Source organism: Serratia sp. BIGb0163 (assembly GCF_024809935.1).
Lineage (GTDB): Bacteria > Pseudomonadota > Gammaproteobacteria > Enterobacterales > Enterobacteriaceae > Serratia > Serratia quinivorans.
In genome coordinates this window covers 147,560-163,615 of the sequence record NZ_JANUDZ010000005.1, presented here as the reverse complement: position 1 = coordinate 163,615, position 16,056 = coordinate 147,560, and the positions used below count along the sequence as shown (strand labels likewise).

Genomic DNA, 16,056 nt, shown 5'->3' with positions numbered 1-16,056 from the left:
ATGGAAATTGCCTTTTATCTGGCAGGTTTTATTGCGGTGATCGCGACAATTCGCGTGATCTCGCATACCAATCCTGTGCATGCGTTGCTGTATCTGATCGTCTCGTTACTGGCGATCTCTGCAGTCTTTTTCTCACTCGGCGCTTACTTCGCCGCGGCACTGGAAATCATTGTCTACGCCGGTGCCATCATGGTGCTGTTCGTGTTCGTGGTGATGATGTTGAACCTCGGCAACGCGGTGCAGCAACAAGAGCGCGATTGGCTCAAACCGTCGGTGTGGATCGGCCCTGGCATCTTGTCGCTGGCGCTGTTGGTGGTGCTGATTGTCGCTATCCGCAGCGTGTCCGATCAGGGCATCAGCGGTGAGATGGTTGACGCTAAAGCGGTGGGGATCAGCCTGTTTGGTCCTTACGTTCTGGCGGTTGAGCTGGCTTCAATGCTGCTGTTGGCAGGTCTGGTTGTTGCCTTCCACATTGGCCGTGAGCACAAACCGGGTGAGGTGTTGAGCAACGCCCCGGCCGGTAGCGAAATGGCGAGAAGAAAATCGGAGGAGCAAGCATGATCCCTCTTCAACATGGCCTGATCCTGGCGGCAATTCTGTTCGTCCTGGGTCTGACCGGGTTGCTGGTGCGTCGCAATCTGCTGTTTATGCTGATCAGCCTGGAAGTGATGATCAACGCCGCGGCACTGGCGTTTATCGTGGCGGGCAGCTACTGGGGCCAACCGGACGGGCAGGTGATGTATATCCTGGCGATCAGCCTGGCAGCCGCCGAGGCCAGTATTGGTCTGGCATTGCTGCTGCAGCTTTACCGTCGTCGTCATACCCTGAATATTGATACTGTCAGTGAGATGCGCGGATGAACCTATTATATTTAACTATTCTGCTACCGCTGATCGGGTTCCTGCTGTTGGCCTTCTCCCGAGGCCGCTGGTCTGAGAACACCTCGGCAATCGTCGGCGTAGGCTCTATCGGCCTGGCTGCTCTGGTCACGGTCCACGTGGGTATGGACTTCTTCGCCCAGAAAGCCACGGGTGTGCAGCTGTTTGAGCAAAACCTGTGGAACTGGATGAGCGTCGGTAATTTCAATATCGGCGTGACCCTGACGCTGGACGGCCTGTCGCTGACCATGCTGTCAGTGGTGACCGGCGTGGGCTTCTTCATCCACATGTTCGCTTCCTGGTACATGCGCGGTGAAGAGGGCTACTCACGCTTCTTCGCGTACACTAACCTGTTTATCGCCAGCATGGTGGTATTGGTACTGGCAGACAACCTGTTGCTGCTGTACCTGGGTTGGGAAGGCGTGGGCCTGTGCAGCTACCTGTTGATCGGTTTCTATTACAAGGATCCGGCCAACGGTGCGGCGGCAATGAAAGCCTTCATCGTGACCCGCGTCGGTGACGTGTTCCTGGCATTTGCGCTGTTCATCCTCTACAACGAGCTGGGCACGCTGAACATCCGCGAACTGATGATCCTGGCACCGCAAAAACTGGCGGTCGGCGATACGGCGATCACCTGGGCTACGTTGATGTTGCTGGGTGGTGCGGTCGGTAAATCGGCGCAGTTGCCGTTGCAGACCTGGCTGGCAGACGCGATGGCGGGTCCAACCCCGGTTTCTGCACTGATCCACGCAGCAACCATGGTGACCGCGGGCGTTTACCTGATTGCCCGTACTCACGGCCTGTTCCTGATGGCGCCGGAAGTGCTGCATCTGGTGGGCATTATCGGGGCGGTGACCCTGGTGCTGGCCGGCTTTGCCGCGCTGGTGCAGACCGATATCAAGCGCGTGCTTGCCTACTCCACCATGAGCCAGATTGGCTACATGTTCCTGGCGTTGGGCGTGCAGGCGTGGGATGCGGCTATCTTCCACCTGATGACCCATGCGTTCTTCAAGGCGCTGCTGTTCCTCTCCTCCGGTTCGGTGATCCTGGCCTGCCACCACGAGCAGAACATCTTCAAGATGGGCGGCCTGCGCAAGAGCATTCCGCTGGTTTACGTCTGCTTCCTGGTGGGTGGCGCTGCGCTGTCGGCACTGCCGCTGATCACCGCAGGCTTCTTCAGTAAGGATGAGATCCTGGCCGGTGCGATGGCTAACGGTCACATCAACCTGATGATTGCCGGTCTGGTCGGTGCGTTCATGACCTCGCTGTACACCTTCCGTATGATTTTCATCGTGTTCCATGGCGAAGAGAAAATCAAAGCGCATGCCGGTAAAGGCATCACTCACCACCTGCCGCTGTTGGTTCTGCTGGTGCTGTCCACCTTCGTTGGCGCGATGATCGTTCCGCCATTGCAGGGCGTACTGCCAGACACCACCGAGCTGGCGCACGGTAGCGTGCTGCAACTGGAGATTACCTCCGGCGTAGTGGCTATTGTCGGCATCCTGCTGGCGGCGGCGCTGTGGCTGGGCAAACGTAGCCTGGTTACCCGCATTGCCAATAGCGCACCGGGGCGTTTCTTCTCGACCTGGTGGTTCCATGCCTGGGGCTTCGACTGGCTATACGACAAAGTGTTCGTCAAGCCGTACCTGGGTATTGCGAAGTTGCTGCAGCGTGATCCGCTGAACTCGATGATGAACCTGCCGGCCATCTTCTCCCGTTGGGGGAACCGTGGTCTGACAGTGAGCGAGAACGGTCAGGTGCGTTGGTATATAGCGTCTATGGGTGTGGGTGCAGTGGTCGTATTGGCTCTGTTGATTCTGGTTTAATTGAATAATTTAAACAGACGCATTTTTCGGGCGTAGCGCCCTGCAGGGCAGGCGCTACGTACAAAGTTTGAAATTATTCGTATAAGGGACACAAAACGCCATGCTATTACCTTGGCTAATTCTTATCCCCTTTATTGGCGGTCTGCTGTGCTGGCAGTTTGAGCGCTTCGGTACTAAGGTGCCGCGCTGGATTGCGTTGATCGCAATGGGGCTGACATTGGCGCTTTCTCTGTATCTGTGGATGCAGGGTGGCTACACATTGACTACGCCGAAAGGCATTCCGCAGTGGCAGTCTGAATTCCTGCTGCCGTGGATCCCACGCTTTGGTATTTCCATCCACCTGGCGCTGGACGGCCTGTCACTGCTGATGGTGGTGCTGACCGGCCTGCTGGGCGTGCTGGCCATTCTCTGTTCCTGGCGTGAAATCCAGAAATACCAGGGCTTCTTCCACCTGAACCTGCTGTGGATCCTGGGTGGGGTAATTGGCGTGTTCCTCGCCATCGACATGTTCCTGTTCTTCTTCTTCTGGGAAATGATGTTGGTGCCGATGTACTTCCTGATTGCACTCTGGGGTCACAAGGCGTCGGACGGGAAGACCCGTATCACTGCGGCTACCAAGTTCTTCATCTATACCCAGGCCAGTGGTCTGGTGATGTTGATTGCCATCATGGGCCTGGTGTTCGTGCACTATAACGCGACCGGCGTGTGGACCTTCGATTACGAAGACCTGCTGCAGACGCCAATGTCCCATAACGTGCAATACCTGTTGATGCTGGGCTTCTTCATCGCCTTTGCGGTGAAAATGCCGGTGGTGCCATTGCATGGCTGGTTGCCTGATGCGCATAGCCAGGCACCAACCGCAGGTTCTGTTGACCTGGCGGGGATCTTGCTGAAAACGGCGGCCTACGGCATGTTGCGTTTCAGCCTGCCGCTGTTCCCGGAAGCGTCGCACGAGTTTGCGCCAATCGCCATGTGGCTGGGCGTGGTCGGTATCTTCTACGGTGCCTGGATGGCATTTGCGCAGACCGATATCAAGCGTCTGATCGCTTACACCTCGGTTTCCCATATGGGCTTCGTGCTGATTGCCATCTACACCGGCAGCCAACTGGCTTACCAGGGTGCGGTGATCCAGATGATTGCGCACGGTCTGTCTGCGGCCGGTATGTTCATCATCTGTGGCCAGCTGTACGAACGTCTGCATACCCGCGACATGCGTGAAATGGGCGGCCTGTGGGGACGTATCAAATACATCCCGGCGCTGTCGCTGTTCTTCGCAGTGGCGACCCTGGGGATGCCGGGTACCGGTAACTTCGTCGGTGAATTCATGATCCTGTTCGGCAGCTATCAGGTTGTGCCGGTGATCACCGTGATTTCTACCTTCGGTCTGGTGTTTGCTTCGGTTTACTCGTTGATCATGATGCAGCGTGCCTATTACGGCAAAGCCAAGTCTGACCAACCGTTACCGGGCATGACCGCGCGTGAGCTGTTCATCATTCTGCTGTTGGTGGTGTTGCTGGTTCTGCTGGGGGTTTACCCGCAGCCGATTCTGGATACTTCCAATGCGGCGATGAGCAACGTGCAACACTGGTTTGGTTCGTCAGTTTCAGCAATTTCAACAACAAGGCCGTAATTCGCCATGACAATAACTCCTCAACAACTGATCGCATTGCTACCACTGTTGATCGTCGGATTGACGGTGGTGGTTGTGATGCTAGGCATTGCGTGGCGACGCGACCACTTTATCAACGCCACCCTGACCGTGATCGGCCTAAACCTGGCGCTGCTTTCGCTGTACTTTGTCGGCCAGGCAGGCCCAATGGACGTCACCCCGCTGCTGCGGGTTGACGGCTACTCGATGTTCTATACCGGGCTGGTGATTCTGGCGAGTCTGGCGACCTGTACCTTTGCCTATCCTTGGCTGGTCGGTTACCCGGACAACCGCGAAGAGTTCTACCTGCTGGTGCTGATTGCTACCCTGGGTGGCATTCTGCTGGCGAGTGCCAACCACCTGGCGTCACTGTTCCTCGGTATTGAACTGATCTCGCTGCCGCTGTTCGGTCTGGTGGGTTATGCCTACCGCCAGAAGCGTCCGCTGGAAGCGGCCATCAAGTACATGTTGCTGTCCGCTGCCGCGTCGTCATTCCTGCTGTTTGGTATGGCGCTGCTGTATGCCGAGTCCGGCGACCTGTCACTGGCCGGCCTGGGCAAAAGCCTGCAAGAAAACATGATGCACCAGCCGCTGGTCCTGGCGGGTATGGGCATGATGATTGTCGGTCTGGGCTTCAAGCTGTCGCTGGTGCCGTTCCAACTGTGGACGCCGGATGTGTATCAGGGTGCGCCTGCGCCGGTTTCAACCTTCCTGGCGACCGCCAGCAAGATTGCAATCTTCGCCGTGGTGATGCGTTTGTTCCTGTATGCGCCGGCCGCCGACAACGAAGCGCTGCGCATGGTGCTGTCGATCATTGCCGTCTGCTCCATTTTGTTCGGCAACCTGATGGCTATCAGCCAGACCAATATCAAGCGTCTGCTGGGTTACTCGTCGATCGCCCACCTGGGTTATCTGCTGGTGGCGTTGATTGCGGTGCAAACCCATCAGCTGTCGTTGGAAACCGCCGGGGTTTACCTGGCCGGTTACCTGTTCAGCAGCCTGGGCGCGTTTGGCGTCGTCAGCCTGATGTCCAGCCCGTACCGTGGCCCGGATGCCGATTCACTGTTCTCCTACCGTGGTCTGTTCTGGCATAAGCCAATTCTGTCTGCGGTAATGACGGTGATGATGCTGTCACTGGCCGGTATCCCGATGACTCTGGGCTTTATCGGTAAGTTCTTCGTTATCGCGATGGGTGTCAGTGCTCACCTGTGGTGGTTGACCGGTGCAGTGGTGCTGGGTAGTGCCATCGGTTTGTACTACTACCTGCGTGTAACCGTCAGCCTGTTCCTCAGCGCGCCGGAAGCGCTGCAGCGCGATACCCCGAACAACTGGGCGTTGACCGCAGGCGGTGTGGTGGTGTTGATCTCCGCCGCGTTGGTGTTGCTGCTGGGGGTTTATCCGCAGCCGCTGATTACGCTGGTGCAGATGGCACAGCCGATGTTCTGATTGGCATCAAGGCAGTAAAAAAGGTCGCTTCGGCGACCTTTTTTTATGGGGACGGGGAAGTGATGCAGTACTGGAACGATCAACCGGGATTGTTTTGAAACGAGGCTTCCAACGCCTGCACTACGGCACGTACCCGCGCGGCACGCTGCAGGTCGGGGTGCAGTACCAGCCAGATATCTACCCAGTCTTTATTCTCCGGGAAGATACGTACCAGATCCGGATCCTTGTCCGCCAGGAAGGAGGACAGCAGGCCGATGCCCAATCCGTTACGCGTTGCCGAGCGCAACAGCAACTGTGAATTGCACTGCAAAACTACATTGGGGTCGATCAGCGCTTCGCCACAAAAGTCGTTCCAGTGGCGCGGCACCAGCTCGCGTGGAAACATCAGCAGATCATGGCCACTCAGGTGGTCGCCCTTGGTCGGCAGTCCGTGTTTGTCGAGATAGTCCTGAGTGGCATACAGCCCCATTTCGATGGTTGCCATACGTTTGATAATCAGTTCATCGGACTCTGGCCGGGCGCCACGGATCGCCAAATCCGCTCCTCGGTAAGAAATATCAGAGATATTCACCGCCGTCAGCAGGGTGACGGTGATTAACGGATGTTGCTCCCGCAGCGCTTTCAAGGCCGGAATGACAAAGGCCTCGGCCATGGTGTCGGTGGTGGCGATGCGCACGTTACCGCACAGGCTGTCGTCGCCGCTGGTGGCCTTGCGGCCAATCGCCTGCACGGCATTTTCCATATTCATCACGTCTGCCAGCATTTCCTCACCCAAAGGGCTGAGGGAGAATGATTTCGGCGTGCGGATAAACAGCTTGGATCCCAGGCTCTCTTCAAAAGCGGTAATACGCCGTCCGACGGTGGCCTGGTCGACGTGTAGTTCATTGGCGGCCTTTCGTAAAGTGCCGCAGCGGGCTACTGCCAGGAAGAAGCGTGCGTCATCCCAATTCATCATGCCATTTCCTTTATACTGGCTTATCGGCCTTGTTGGTGTTCATTCTTGCGCAACCTTACGGGCACGGGTTTAGGCGACAAGTCAGGGCTGGTATCATAATTATTTATTATGTTTCAGGATATGAATAAATGCATTAACGTGAAGCGATTTTGCATCTTTATTTTTACCCGACAATCTTTATCCTTATCAACGTTTATGCTGTGATCTGGCGCACGTTTTGTGCCAATGTTACCCTAAACGCGAAAGCAGATGCGCATGAGAGCCTGTCTCTGTTGGCTAACAGCCTGGTGGGATCGACTCTGAATCAGGTTGGCCAACCACGACTGGACATTAAAAATGGAGTCTCACGCAGAGAAGTTATACACCCCCGTAGCACTGGCAACTGCGGATGGTGTCAGGGTTATTGCCACGCCCGGCACGAAAGCGGCGGAGCAAACAAACGCTGATGTGATTATCCAGGGTCTTGAAGCACGCGGCATTCAGCACATATTCCTGGTACCCGGCAAGCTGGTGTACCCACTGATTAAATCCATTGAACATTCAGCCATTAGCGGCATCGTCGGCGCTCATGAAACCGCCTGCGGCTTTATGGCCGACGGCTACGCCCGCGCCAGCCGCAAGTTTGGCGTTTGTTTGGGCATCTCCGGCCCCGGCACCATGAATTTCCTGCCGGCGATGGCCGCGGCCCAGGCCGATAAAATCCCGGTGCTGTATCTGGCCGGCGGTATCGCCACTTATCATGAAGCGCAGGGCGCTTTCCAGGACGGCAGCAATAGCGGCATTGATGAGCTGACTATCGTCAAACCGCTGCTTTCCGCCGCGATAGAAGTGAAAAATAATCTTACGTTGCAGCACGAGCTGCGGCGCAGTTTGTCCTGCCTGAACACCCAGCGTAAAGGCCGCGCTTATTTAAGCGTGCCGGTCGATATGCAAAAGAAAACGGTGGCCGGCAATTATGAAGCCAGCCCACAGCGTACGCCACAGTGCCGTGAAGCGGCGATCGACCAACAGGCGCTGGAGCAGGTGTTGGATGATTATCTGCTGCGCGGGCTGAACGTTGCCTGCCTGGTGGGTAACCGCATGAATAATCCGTTGGATGCCGCACTGCTGCTGCGCCTGGCGGAGAAATACCGCTTGCCGGTTGCCACTACGCTGTCCGGCAAGGGCGCTTTTCCCGAAGGGCACGAGCTGGCGCTGGGGCTGTATGGTTTCGCCGGTCATACCCGGGCGGTGGAAACCATCAATGGCGACGAGGTCGACGTGCTGCTGGTGCTGGGCTGCGATCTCAACCAGCGCGACAGCCTGAACTGGAATTCACGGCTGCATGGCACCAAAACGCTGGTGGTGATCGATGAAGATTTCGACAAGGTCAGCTCGCATTATCAGCCGGACATGCAGATTTTCTCCAGCCTGACCGATACGCTGCGGCACCTGCTGGATGCGGTCAGCGATGAAGATCAGCATCTGGTCGCCATCAAGAGCCTGCGCAATGGCTGGCTTGAACAGGTGCGCCAACTGCCGTTGGAGCAACAGCAGCCCGATTTACAGGCGCGCCTGGCCTTGGGTGAAGCCAATATGTACCCCGGCGACGCCATCAAACGCATTCGCAGCCGGATGGGCCCGGACACCAACGTAGTGGTCGACTCCGGCGCACACCGCATCTTTATGGCGCACCATTGGCTGGCCAGCGGGCGTGGTGATTACCATACCTCAAGTTCCCTGGCACCGATGGGCTGGGCGATTTGTGCCGGCATTGGTATCAAGCTGGCGGCACCGCACCGCGACTGCGTGGTGGTCACCGGCGACGGATGCATGTTGATGCACGGTATGGAGATCCAGACCGCGGCCCGTTATCAGGTCAAAATGACCTTTGTGGTGATGAACAACTGCGCCCACGGGGCGATGCATATCGACACCTTGCAGAACCGCGGCGTCTCGGCGGACTACACGGCGTTGCCAAACCACGACTGGAAGGCCTTCGCCAACAGTCTGGGGGTTTCTTCTGCCAGGGCGTCAACGCTGGAAGAGCTGGATGAGGCACTGGTCGCGGCGGCTGAGCACGAAGGTCCGTTCCTGATAGAAGTGTTGGTTGGAAATCATGTGGCACCTAATCGCTACTATGCCGAGAGCATCGTAGAATACGAGCAGCGTATCAAAGGCTTGTAACGACGTAGCCCTGTTATTGCGGGAGTCGTCATTATTGTCCTTTGTATCACGCCATTCTATTTTACTTACAGTAGTCATGGAGCGATAACGATGTATAAACTGACACTTCTGGCATTAATGATGGCCTTTCAGGGCTATGCACAGGCCGCTGACGACCACGGCGAAGGCATTACCAAAGAAACCCTGCTGAAAACCGAGACCTCGTGGGAAGGTTCGCCGTACCAGCACTATCCGGCCGGTGCTCCGCAGATCACCATGCTGAAAGTCACCGTGGAACCGAACAAGGTGCTGGCCTGGCATACCCATCCGTGCATCAGCGCGGTGTATATGACCGGCGGCAGCGTTTCGCTGACGGTAAAGAAAACCGGTGTGAAGCACACCTTTAAGCAGGGCGACTCCTTTACCGATACGGTAGATATCGTGCATCAGGGCGTTTCCGGCGATAAAGGGGCCGAAATGCTGGTGTTCTTCGCCTGTGCCGATAACAAGCCGTTGACGGTGAAAGCCGCCGAATAATAGCCGTCGTCTTTCACACCGCGATGCTGTTGCCGTAGGGGCGAATAGGTTCGCCCCGTTTTATTTTTGTCGCCCATTGGGGCGGCACTCCGAGGAAATCATGGTTGCTTTGTGGATGGTTGTCGCCAGCGGGTTCTTTGCGCTGATGGGGGCCAGCATCAAACTGGCTTCGGCCAAAGTCGGCTTTTTCGACATCATTTTTTATCGCTCTGTGATTAACGTGCTGATCGTTGCCGCGTTAATTCAGGTTAAAAACCTCGGTTTTCGCACCCGGCATCTGGGTCTGCATATGAAACGCGCCGCCATCGGCAATGCGGCAATGTACTGTGGCTTCTACTCGCTGATCCATTTGCCGATCGCCACCGCCACTACGCTGGGCTACACCAACCCGATCTTTCAGTCGGCGATCGCCTTTGTCACCTCCAAAGGCCAGCTGACCGGCAAACTGCTGTTCTCGGTGCTGCTGGGGTTTATTGGCATTCTGGTGCTGCTGCGGCCCGATACGCCGAATGGTGAGTATGCCGCCACGCTGATTGGCCTGCTTTCCGGCCTGCTGACGGCGCTGGCCTATTTTAACGTCGGCAAGCTGGTGCGCACGGGCGAGCCGGAGCTGCGGGTGGTGTTTTACTTCTCACTGGTGGGCACGATAGTGGGCGCCGTGATGACCACGGTGGTGGGGTTCAGTACGCTGGATAGCGGCATGATACTGTGCGTCTGCGCTATCGGCGTGTTCGGCAGCCTGGGGCAAATCACCATGACCCGTGCCTATGGCAGCGGTAATGCGGTGATAGTCAGCATTCTGTCCTACAGCACCATCATTTTCTCCACGCTGCTCGGTTATCTGCTGTTTGGCGAGAAACTGTCTTATATTGCCGCGGGCGGCATGGCGTTGATTATTCTTTCCGGTGCGCTGGCTATTTTGAAACGCGCCCCGGCGAAGGTCACCAAGGCTGAAGCCGTGTAATTTTGCATTCAACAGAATGCATTAATGAATCACTATGATGCATTCTTGGCTATTTTGACGGTTATACCCGAAAGGTATGATAAACGCGTTTCCTGATGAATTTGGTTTCAGGGCTTGGTGTTTATCCAGATTGTTTCGGGAGAGAAAAATGTCTGAAGGTGTGGCTGTTGATGAAGCGGCTAAAGCGAATTCGGGCACGTCGCATTTTGCCATTCTGCTGTTTTTAGCGCTGGCATTAATGTCTGCATTGCTCAACAGCAGTGCGCCGACGCCGCTTTATCCGCTTTATCAACATGAGTTGGCGCTAAGCTCGGTCAGCCTGACGGTCATTTATGGCGCCTATGCCGCTGGCGTACTGATCTCACTGTTCGGCGTGGGCAACATGGCCGGCAAGGTCAAAGACTTGCGCAGCATGATTGTGCCGGCGTTGCTGGTGGTGCTGGCCGGGGCTTTGCTGTTCTCGATGGCCGATTCGTTTTTGATGATGTTTATGGCGCGTTTGCTGGCCGGGATCGGCACCGGGGCATTAACCGGTGCGGCCAATATTGCGCTGGTGCGTTTTGGGCCGAAAGACGGCGGTAAAAATGCGGCGCTGATTGCCACACTGTCGTTTACCACTGGCCTGGCGTTGGGGCCGATTTTCAGCGGTGTGGCGCTGCAAACCGGGTTCCATACCACTTCGCTGCCATTCATTATCATTATGGCGGTGGCGGCAGTGGCCGCGCTGGGCGTGATGCTGAAATGGCCGGTTGAAGTGGTGGTCGCGCCGTTAAGCGGGGCGGCGGCGGTTGATGGCGCAGCGGAAAAAAGCTCATTGGCTGACGGCCTGCGTGCGACCGGTGGCAAGTTCTACCTGTGTGCCGGTGCACTGTTTATCTGTTGGGCGGTGGCTGCCAGCATTTTGGCGATTGGCCCGAGCGTGTCGGAAAAGCTGCTTGGCATGCACAGCCGCGGTATTTATGGTTACGTGATCGCGGTTTACCTGGTGATTGCCGGTATCAGCCAGATCCTGAGCCGTCGTGTTAATGCACGTCACTCGCTGATGTTTGGCTGTCTGGCGCAGGCGTTGTCGGTGGTGGTGTTCGCCGAAGCGATTCAAATTCACTCGTTGGCCCTGGCCAGTGTCGGTATGGTGATTGCGGGTTACGCCTACGGGGCAATTTTTGTCGGCAGCGCCACGTTGGTGAACCTGATTTCGCCGAAGGCCAGCCATGCAAGACTGATTTCGCTGTTTTATGTTATTGCTTATATCGCCAACTGGGTACCGATTCTGTTGGGGGTAGTGATTGACCATGCCAGCCTGCATCTGGCGGTCAACCTGTTATTTATGGTCAGTGCCGTGGTGTGCTTGATTCTGAGCTTCATGGTGACCCGTGCGGGCTTCCCGCGTTGAAACATTCTTGTTCTTTTAAGCGGAAGTCTTGCTGACTGAAACTTGAAATAAATATGTTCTCGCTGCGCAATGTGGCGAGCCGATTTCCCTGGTGTTGTTGTGTGTCATTTCCAGCGTGCTTGCCACGCTGGTTTTTTTTTGTGACAAATTCCACATGCCTGTAATTCTCTTGTTTCTTATTACATATTTTATGTGGAATACATCACATAAAAATGCCGATTTTCGAGTAAACTGCGCGCTTTCTCTGCTGCGGGTCGGTTTATGAACGTTATTTTTGCCATTGCTGTGACAACCGGGATCCTCTCCGGCGTTTGGGGCTGGGTGGCCGTCAGCCTGGGGTTGATTAGCTGGGCCGGTTTCCTCGGCTGCACGGCCTACTTTGCTTGCCCGCAGGGTGGGCTGAAAGGGTTGTTGATAAGCTTGCTAACCTGTGGCAGCGGGGTATTTTGGGCAATGGTGATTATTCACGGCAGCGAATTGGCCCCAGGCTTGAGCATCCTCGGCTACCTGCTGACCGGCGCCGTGGCTTTCCTGATGTGTATCCAGGCAAAACAGCAGTGGTTGGGGTTTGTGCCCGGCACCTTTATTGGCGCCTGTGCCACCTTCGCCGGTGGCGGCGACTGGTCGCTGGTGACCCTCTCCCTACTGGTGGGATTGGTGTTCGGCTACGCGATGAAAAACAGCGGTCTTTGGCTGGCGGCACGCAATGAGAAACCCAAACAAGCTGGCGCTGTTACCGAGCATGTTAACCGCTGATTTAAATGGTGCCGCCGAGTGAAATGCGGTAGTGCAGGTCAACGCGCTCGATGCACGGCACCCCTTTGATGCGTTTGAGTAAAATCTCTGTGGCGACTTTGCCCATATCAAACCTTGGGGTGATCACGCTGGCGATGCCCGGCGTGGTGGCCTTGCCAATATCCAGACCGTGAAAACCTGACAGCGCAATGTCCTGTGGCACCTTTAGTCCGAGCCGCAGACACGCCTGCAACACGCCAACCGCCAGATCGTCATTGGTGCACAAAATGCCGTCCAGACTGGGGTAGAGCTGGCGGGCCATGGCCAGCATGTCAGAACCGACCGAGACCGACGAGACCCGATGCGGCGTGATTTGCCGTGGCGTCAGTCCCTGATTTTCCATCGCCCGACAATAGCCCTGGAAACGCTTGGTGTCGCGTGCGTCGGACATGGCGCCAAAGTAAACCACCTGGCGTTTCCCGCTGGCGAGCAGCGCTTCGGTCATGTCAAAACCCGCCTGATAGTTATCAAACCCCACGGCGATCCGCCCCTCTGGCCCTTCAAGACTCATCACCTGCGCCACCGGGATTTTGGTTGCCGCCAGATATTTTTCCGCCCGCAGAGTGTGCTCCGAATCGGTGAGGATCAACCCGGCGATGGGGTAGGCCAGCAGTTGGATAATCTGTTCCTCTTCCCGCTGCCGGCTGTAGTCATAGTTAACCACCAGAGTTTGATAGCCGTGTTCGAGGGTGATGGATTCGATGCCGGCCAACAGATCGGCAAAGATCTGGTTGTTGAAGGAGGGGATCAGCACGCCGATGCGCGGCTTTTGGGACGATCGCGCCTCATCGCTGTCGGTGAAGTTAACTTCTTTCATCACCTGGGCAATTTTCGCAGCCGTTTCGGCAGCCACCTTGTCCGGCGTGCGCAGATAGCGGCTGACGGTCATTTTGGTCACACCGGCGAGCAGTGCAATATCCTGCAGCGTGACGCGTTGGTTCTTCATTTAGGGGCCTTAACAGCGTGGGGCGTAGAGATCGCGAATTCTGCCATGTTAACAAATCGATCTGGCGATAACAATCGACGTTATAAAGTATAAAACCCCTATTTTTCAATGAAATGAATTAATTATCGGGCACGCTGGAATGCGTGGCTTCACGTTAAAGGTAACAGCTTTTAGTAACACGATTTTAAGTGATCTTTATCACGTTTTTACCGGCGATGATCCGCTGAGATAGGCGTCAATCCTATCCAAATGACATCGCCGGGGAACGTTATGAACAATTTATTTTCACTGGATAACAAAAAAATACTGATTACCGGCGCTTCTCGCGGCATTGGTTTTTTGCTGGCTCGTGGGCTGGCGCAGTATGGCGCCCATATTCTGGTTAATGCCACCACGCAGGAAAACGCCCAGCGCGCCGTTGAAACACTGCGACGCGAAGGTTTTCGCGCCGATGCTGCGGCTTTTGACGTCACCGACTCGCAGGCTATCCATGCCGCCATTGAGCAGATCGAAGCGGAAAGCGGCGGCATTGACGTGCTGATCAATAACGCCGGGATCCAGCGGCGTCATCCCTTTACCGAGTTCCCGGAAAAAGACTGGGATGACATTATCGCCGTCAACCAGAAGGCGGTATTTATAGTGTCGCAAACCGTAGCTCGCCATATGGTACAACGCCAAAGCGGCAAAATTATCAATATTGGCTCGATGCAGAGCGAACTGGGCCGCGACACTATCACCCCGTATGCCGCCTCCAAGGGCGCGGTAAAAATGCTGACGCGGGGCATGTGTGTTGAACTGGCGCGTTACAACATTCAGGTTAATGGCATCGCGCCGGGCTACTTCAAAACCGAAATGACTCAGGTGCTGGTGGACAACCCGGAGTTTACCGCCTGGCTGACCAAGCGCACCCCGGCCGCCCGCTGGGGTGACCCGCAAGAGCTGATTGGTGCGGCGGTGTTCCTGTCGTCCCAGGCTTCCGATTTTGTTAATGGCCAGTTGCTGTTTGTCGATGGCGGCATGTCCGCGGCGGTATAGCCGCTTGCCCAGGAGAAATCATGATGAGAATTCAAACCCAATCCTGCGTGGTAAACGGCAAATATGACGTGGCGGTGGTGGAGCAGGAAGTGGATTATCAGGGGATCGGTACGCTGGTGAAAATCACCCGTGGCGGCATCTGCGGTTCCGACCTGCATTATTACCAGGAAGGCAAAGTCGGCAGTTTCCAGGTGCGTCAGCCGATGGTGCTCGGCCATGAGGTGATCGGTGAAGTGGTGGCCAGTGATACTGCCCGCCTGCCGGTGGGTCAGAAGGTGGCGTTAAACCCCAGCAAACCCTGTGGCCAGTGCAAGTATTGTCTGGCAAGTCAGCAAAACCAGTGTACTCAGATGCGTTTCTTCGGCAGCGCGATGTATTTCCCGCATGTTGACGGTGCCTTCACCCAGTACAAGGTGGTCGATAGCGCGCAGTGTATTGCCTTTGACGCCGATCGTGATGAAAAGGTGATGGTATTTGCCGAACCGCTGGCGGTGGCGATACACGCGGCGAAGCAGCCCGGCGAAGTGACAGGGAAAAAGGTGTTTGTTTCCGGCGTTGGCCCAATTGGCTGCCTGCTGGTGGCGGCATTGAAGGCGCTGGGCGCCAGCGAAATTGTCTGTGCCGATCTCAGCCCACGTTGCCTGGATATTGCCCAGAAAATGGGGGCAACCCGTTGTCTGCATGCCGGCAATGACGACTTTAGCCTCTACCAGCAGGAAAAGGGGTACTTTGATATCGCTTTTGAAGTCTCTGGCCATCCGTCGTCATTGCAGCGCTGCCTGGAAGTCACCCGGGCCAAAGGCACGGTAGTACAGGTGGGCATGGGGGGCAGCTTCCCGGATTTCCCGCTGATGTTGCTGATCGCCAAAGAGTTGAACCTGCTGGGTTCGTTCCGTTTTGTTGAAGAGTTTGATTTGGCGGTGGCCTGGTTGGCCGAGGGGACAGTCAATCCATTGCCGCTGCTGTCTGCCGAGTTTGATAACCAGCAACTGGCGCAGGCGTTGGCCTTTGCCGGTGACAAGAGTCAGGCGGCCAAAGTACAGTTGGTGTTCTGATTTTAGCCAATAGTCTGATGGCGAAGAGCGGCGATCCTTGTCTATAGTTAAGGACCGTATCATTTTTAATCACGGAGAACTTAACATGGCGAGAAATACGGATAGGGATCAAACCACGCTCGATGACGATCTTAGAATGCTGAGCGACACGCTGGAAGAAGTGTTGAGATACTCTGGCGATCGCGCCGATCAGGCCTATATCGACATCAAGTCACATGCCGAAGAGGCATTGAGCGAGGTTAAGTCGCGACTGGCTGATACGACCGAGTCCTACTATGCGCGAGCCAAGGACGCGGTTTGCCGCACCGACGGTTACGTGCGTGAAAACCCATGGCACAGCGTGGGTATTGGTGCGACGGTCGGTCTGGTACTGGGCTTGCTGCTGTCACGTAAATAAGCTCCCTGGAAGTTGGGCGCGGCCACCGCCGCGCCC

15 protein-coding genes are annotated in these 16,056 nt (G+C 56.1%); 13 read left to right on the top strand and 2 right to left on the bottom strand.

Features of this window, described 5'->3' with window-relative positions; all coding sequences use genetic code 11:
- The 5 genes from nuoJ (at position 1) to nuoN (ending at position 5,798) form a co-directional block, all read left to right on the top strand.
- Complete coding sequence (nuoJ, locus tag M2406_RS17950) at positions 1-561, top strand: NADH-quinone oxidoreductase subunit J (protein WP_012146015.1); 561 nt, start codon at positions 1-3, stop codon at positions 559-561.
- Positions 558-860 carry an NADH-quinone oxidoreductase subunit NuoK gene (gene nuoK / locus M2406_RS17945; RefSeq protein ID WP_012146014.1) on the top strand — a complete coding sequence of 101 codons (303 nt, stop codon included), beginning with the start codon at positions 558-560 and terminating at the stop codon, positions 858-860. Before nuoJ ends, nuoK begins: the two co-directional genes overlap by 4 nt.
- On the top strand, positions 857-2,704 hold the full coding sequence (gene nuoL, locus M2406_RS17940; RefSeq protein WP_012146013.1) for an NADH-quinone oxidoreductase subunit L: 1,848 nt from the start codon (positions 857-859) through the stop codon (positions 2,702-2,704). Before nuoK ends, nuoL begins: the two co-directional genes overlap by 4 nt.
- 100 nt (positions 2,705-2,804) lie before the next feature.
- On the top strand, positions 2,805-4,334 hold the full coding sequence (gene nuoM / locus M2406_RS17935) for an NADH-quinone oxidoreductase subunit M (protein WP_012146012.1): 1,530 nt from the start codon (positions 2,805-2,807) through the stop codon (positions 4,332-4,334).
- 6 nt (positions 4,335-4,340) lie between these two features.
- Complete coding sequence (gene nuoN / locus M2406_RS17930) at positions 4,341-5,798, top strand: NADH-quinone oxidoreductase subunit NuoN (protein WP_012146011.1); 1,458 nt, start codon at positions 4,341-4,343, stop codon at positions 5,796-5,798.
- A 79-nt stretch (positions 5,799-5,877) separates the two neighbouring features.
- Here the strand turns inward: nuoN and M2406_RS17925 are convergent, their stop codons facing one another.
- Positions 5,878-6,753, bottom strand: coding sequence for a LysR family transcriptional regulator (locus tag M2406_RS17925; RefSeq protein ID WP_259190932.1), 876 nt, complete (start codon positions 6,751-6,753; stop codon positions 5,878-5,880).
- A 336-nt stretch (positions 6,754-7,089) separates the two neighbouring features.
- On the opposite strand from M2406_RS17925, the gene M2406_RS17920 reads away from it, so the two are divergent.
- From M2406_RS17920 to M2406_RS17900, 5 genes are all read left to right on the top strand, one after another.
- Positions 7,090-8,919 (top strand): thiamine pyrophosphate-binding protein, encoded by a 1,830-nt coding sequence (locus tag M2406_RS17920; RefSeq protein WP_259190931.1) that lies wholly within the window; start codon positions 7,090-7,092, stop codon positions 8,917-8,919.
- A 90-nt stretch (positions 8,920-9,009) separates the two neighbouring features.
- Entirely contained in the window at positions 9,010-9,435 is a 426-nt protein-coding gene (locus M2406_RS17915) for a cupin domain-containing protein (protein ID WP_017893486.1), read from the top strand.
- A 100-nt stretch (positions 9,436-9,535) separates the two neighbouring features.
- Positions 9,536-10,399 carry a DMT family transporter gene (locus tag M2406_RS17910; RefSeq protein WP_115184162.1) on the top strand — a complete coding sequence of 288 codons (864 nt, stop codon included), beginning with the start codon at positions 9,536-9,538 and terminating at the stop codon, positions 10,397-10,399.
- A 148-nt stretch (positions 10,400-10,547) separates the two neighbouring features.
- Entirely contained in the window at positions 10,548-11,792 is a 1,245-nt protein-coding gene (locus tag M2406_RS17905) for an MFS transporter (RefSeq protein WP_017893485.1), read from the top strand.
- A gap of 261 nt (positions 11,793-12,053) precedes the next feature.
- Positions 12,054-12,548, top strand: coding sequence for a DUF1097 domain-containing protein (locus M2406_RS17900; RefSeq protein WP_259190927.1), 495 nt, complete (start codon positions 12,054-12,056; stop codon positions 12,546-12,548).
- A gap of 1 nt (position 12,549) precedes the next feature.
- Here the strand turns inward: M2406_RS17900 and M2406_RS17895 are convergent, their stop codons facing one another.
- Positions 12,550-13,533, bottom strand: coding sequence for a substrate-binding domain-containing protein (locus tag M2406_RS17895; protein ID WP_012146004.1), 984 nt, complete (start codon positions 13,531-13,533; stop codon positions 12,550-12,552).
- A 270-nt stretch (positions 13,534-13,803) separates the two neighbouring features.
- Between M2406_RS17895 and idnO the strand changes: the two genes are divergently transcribed.
- The 3 genes from idnO to elaB all read left to right on the top strand — a co-directional run bounded on the left by idnO (position 13,804) and on the right by elaB (position 16,020).
- Entirely contained in the window at positions 13,804-14,568 is a 765-nt protein-coding gene (idnO, locus tag M2406_RS17890) for a gluconate 5-dehydrogenase (RefSeq protein ID WP_017893482.1), read from the top strand.
- 23 nt (positions 14,569-14,591) lie between these two features.
- Complete coding sequence (gene idnD / locus M2406_RS17885) at positions 14,592-15,623, top strand: L-idonate 5-dehydrogenase (protein WP_189636465.1); 1,032 nt, start codon at positions 14,592-14,594, stop codon at positions 15,621-15,623.
- Between the two features lie 85 nt (positions 15,624-15,708).
- On the top strand, positions 15,709-16,020 hold the full coding sequence (gene elaB, locus M2406_RS17880; protein WP_012146001.1) for a stress response protein ElaB: 312 nt from the start codon (positions 15,709-15,711) through the stop codon (positions 16,018-16,020).
- Positions 16,021-16,056 lie beyond the last annotated feature (36 nt).